The sequence below is a fragment of the Methylomicrobium sp. Wu6 genome, from assembly GCF_035916875.1.
Classification (GTDB): Bacteria; Pseudomonadota; Gammaproteobacteria; order Methylococcales; family Methylomonadaceae; genus Methylomicrobium.
This window is the reverse complement of sequence record NZ_JAXUHN010000007.1, coordinates 1-3,415: the sequence shown is the minus strand read 5'-3', so window position 1 is coordinate 3,415 and position 3,415 is coordinate 1. Positions and strand designations below refer to the sequence as shown.

3 protein-coding genes are annotated in these 3,415 nt (G+C 51.1%); all 3 read left to right on the top strand.

Annotation, left to right across the window (positions count from 1 at the left end; all coding sequences use genetic code 11):
* Positions 1-756 precede the first annotated feature (756 nt).
* The 3 genes from proC (at position 757) to U2W12_RS00185 (ending at position 3,300) form a co-directional block, all read left to right on the top strand.
* Positions 757-1,584, top strand: coding sequence for a pyrroline-5-carboxylate reductase (gene proC / locus U2W12_RS00195; RefSeq protein WP_326498663.1), 828 nt, complete (start codon positions 757-759; stop codon positions 1,582-1,584).
* Positions 1,584-2,162: a YggT family protein gene (locus tag U2W12_RS00190; protein WP_326498662.1), complete on the top strand. Its 579-nt coding sequence runs from the start codon at positions 1,584-1,586 to the stop codon at positions 2,160-2,162. The genes proC and U2W12_RS00190 overlap by 1 nt, the downstream gene beginning before the upstream one ends.
* A gap of 127 nt (positions 2,163-2,289) precedes the next feature.
* Positions 2,290-3,300, top strand: coding sequence for a DUF4124 domain-containing protein (locus tag U2W12_RS00185; RefSeq protein WP_326498661.1), 1,011 nt, complete (start codon positions 2,290-2,292; stop codon positions 3,298-3,300).
* Positions 3,301-3,415 lie beyond the last annotated feature (115 nt).

Genomic DNA, 3,415 nt, shown 5'->3' with positions numbered 1-3,415 from the left:
ACTCTACGCGCTCCTGTTGGCTCAACTTAACCACCTTAGCAATACGCCCCATCGATAACTCCTCTGTAATTTTCAGAGGATTATATATCTATCGTATTTTTATACAATTAGACACTAGTACTCAGTCACTGTTGTAGTGTGTAGTAGCTCAAACCTAATCAGTAAACCGCCACTCCATTGGCCGAGCGGTAGTATTTCTTTGTTCTTGCCAGGCAGCCACCATAATGAAACACCTAAATGATCCGCGGCTTCTTTGCTGGGTATATCCCTTTTCGATCACTAATCGAGCCGCAACTTGCTTAAATTCCAAACTGAATTTTGGCCGTTTTGACTTGTTGCTGTTACTCATATTCACCTCTACTGACAGTATAAATTCTGCCTTGAGAAGTGTCCGGGCTTATTAAACCATTTCACCGATGCGCTGGTCGAGTTGACGCAACAGTAACAGCCCGCGCCATCGGCACTGATCGCGCCGATCTGAAAATTAGCTTCGATAACCCGGCGCTCCAGGCGTCCAAAAGTCATTGAATCCGAGGTACAATTTGGCATCGGCACAGTTCCTCACAAACTTTAGTTCGCAAGTAGATTTTATTAGCGTTTCAAGACTGTGCCGAGCTTTTTTGATGAAATATCCGGGCAGGGGTGCTCAATCCGGACGACAGTTTTTTGTACGGATTTTCCACGATTGTCTTGTGATTGATTTTCTAAACCTTATATAGGGTAAAATATTTACGGAAACATCAAAGCAGGGTGAAAATGAAAACACAAAAAATAGGATTTATCGGCGGCGGCAATATGGCGACCAGCCTGATTAGCGGATTGATCGCGTCGGGCCATGAACCCGGTAACATCTGGGTTTCGGATATCAATGCCGAGCAGCTCAAGTCATTGGCGGAGCGCCTGACAGTGAATGTAACCGCATCGAACGGCACGGTGATAAACGAGGCCGATGTCGTTGTATTGGCGGTAAAGCCGCAGGCTTTGCACGATGTCGCATTGCAGGCCGCGCCGCTGATTCAGCAACGCAAACCGTTGGTCGTCTCGATTGCGGCCGGTATCAGCGAGCGTAGTTTGAGCGCGTGGCTGGGCGCCGATATTGCGATAGTGCGCTGCATGCCGAATACGCCGGCATTGGTGTTGACCGGCGCAACGGCCTTGCACGCGAATGCTAAAGTCAGCGCCGAGCAACGCAACACGGCCGAAAATATTTTGCGTTCGGTCGGTATCGCGCTGTGGGTCAAGGATGAGAAAGAACTTGATGCGGTGACTGCGGTGTCCGGCAGCGGCCCGGCATATTATTTTCTGCTGATGGAGGCGATGGAGCAGGCTGCGGTGGATTTGGGCTTGACCGAAGAAACGGCGCGATTGTTGGTGCTGCAAACCGCATTGGGTGCGGCAAAAATCGCGTTGGAATCGAGCGAAAGCCCCGAACTTTTGCGTAAACGCGTAACCTCGCCGGGCGGCACCACGCAGCGCGCGATCGAAACCTTTCAGCATGGCGGTTTCAACGATCTGGTTTCAAAAGCATTACATGCGGCGCGCGACCGTTCGATCGAAATGTCCAATCTACCGGAGTTCAATTAATGGGTTCAAGCTATATTACCGATCCGATCGTCCTGATCGTCGAGGCGTTGTCTTCGCTGTACATACTAGCCGTACTGATGCGTTTTCTGTTGCAGTGGTGCGGCGCCGACTTTTATAATCCTATCTCGCAGTTTTTGGTCAAGGCGACCCAGCAGCCGTTAAGGCTGCTGCGCCGCTATGTGCCGCCGATCGGCAAGATCGATACGTCTTCGCTGATCCTGATGCTGGCTTTGCAAATGCTGGCCAATTTTTTGATCGGATTGTTGCAGGGCGCAACGCTTGGCATCGGCGCGTTGACAGTGATCGCGATCATGGAACTGGTCAATTTGCTTTTCAATGTATTCATCTTCGCGATTATCGCACAAGCGTTGTTGAGTTGGATTAATCCGGGGCGCTTCGATGCGGCGTCGTCGATTCTTTACAGCCTGACCGAACCTTTGCTGAATATTTTCAGAAGAATCATTCCGGATTTGGGCGGCATCGATCTATCGCCGCTGGCCGCGTTATTGTTCATGCAGGTCGCTCGCATGATCATCCTGCCTCCCCTGAATCAACTGGCGGCACTGATCGCCTGGTAATTGCGGCAGGCTTCTTTCCCGGCAGGATGCTGCCTGCCGGCGTAGCGAAAAGGAACTGCTCAGACATTTTAACGTGCCGATCTTTCGCTATACTTTAGACGATTCCTGTTTATTCAATGTTAAAGCCATGCAAGACCGCACTTTTTCTATTAGCCTGTTGCTGTTCATCGTATGTGGCCTGACTGCCGTCCAGGCGGCTCATGCCAAGAAAATGTACCGTTGGGTCGATGAAAACGGCAAAACGTTTTTATCCGATCAGGTGCCGCCGGAACAGGTTCAACATCGCCGTGAAAAGTTGAGCGAGAATGGGCTCGTGGTTGAGGTGACCGAAAAGGCGAAAACCCAGGAGCAGATTGCACTCGATCGGCGCCTCAATACGTTGAGAAAGGCGCAGGAAGAAATTATCGCTAAGCAAAAGGTCAACGATAAGGTATTGTTGAGCGCTTTTCGTAATGTCAACGATATGCAGGAGTCTTTAAAGAAAAAAATGCACGCGATGGATTCGCAGATCATGATCCTGCACAGCAATAAGCTCCGTGCCGAAACCGCGCTGGAAAATCAGCTTAAACGCGCCGCGAGCCATGAACGCAGCGGCGAAAAAACTCCCGCCGTGTTGACTGAGGAGATCAATAAAGCGAAGGCGCAGATCAAAGAGGTCGAGGCGGAGATCGAGAAACAGGAAGGCAAGAAACGGCATGTCAAGAGCGCTTTCGAAGCCGATATCGAGCGCTATAAATTTCTAACCCATTCCGATACCGAAGAGCCGCAGGAGCTGAGCGACAGAACCGCGGAAATGAAGGCCGCCGTCGAACTGGGCCTGTACCTATGCGGGAGTCCAGCGCAGTGTGCAAAGGCTTGGGAAAGCGCACATCAGTTTGTGCGCACCTTTTCTACGACACCTCCCGATATTGACAACGAAAAACTGCTGATGACAGCCGAACCTCAAGCCGACGCCGATCTGAGTCTATCGGTTTCGAAGATCGATATGGGCAATAGTCAACAGCAGTTGTTTCTCGATGTCCGCTGCCGGCAGTCGTCGCTGGGCGCGGAACTCTGCGCAAGCGACAAGGTGCGCGATATCCGGACCTCGTTCAGATCGTATATTGAAAACGGCGTTGCAGGGAGAGTGCCTAACTAGTGTCTGCCCGAAAAGTATAATTTTCCCTATCCACCGGCCGAATTTTTAAGCGACTCACACTTTTGTGTGGAGCCGTAGCTCAGGCAGGCAGGCGGGTTTTCCTGTGTCCAAAGGG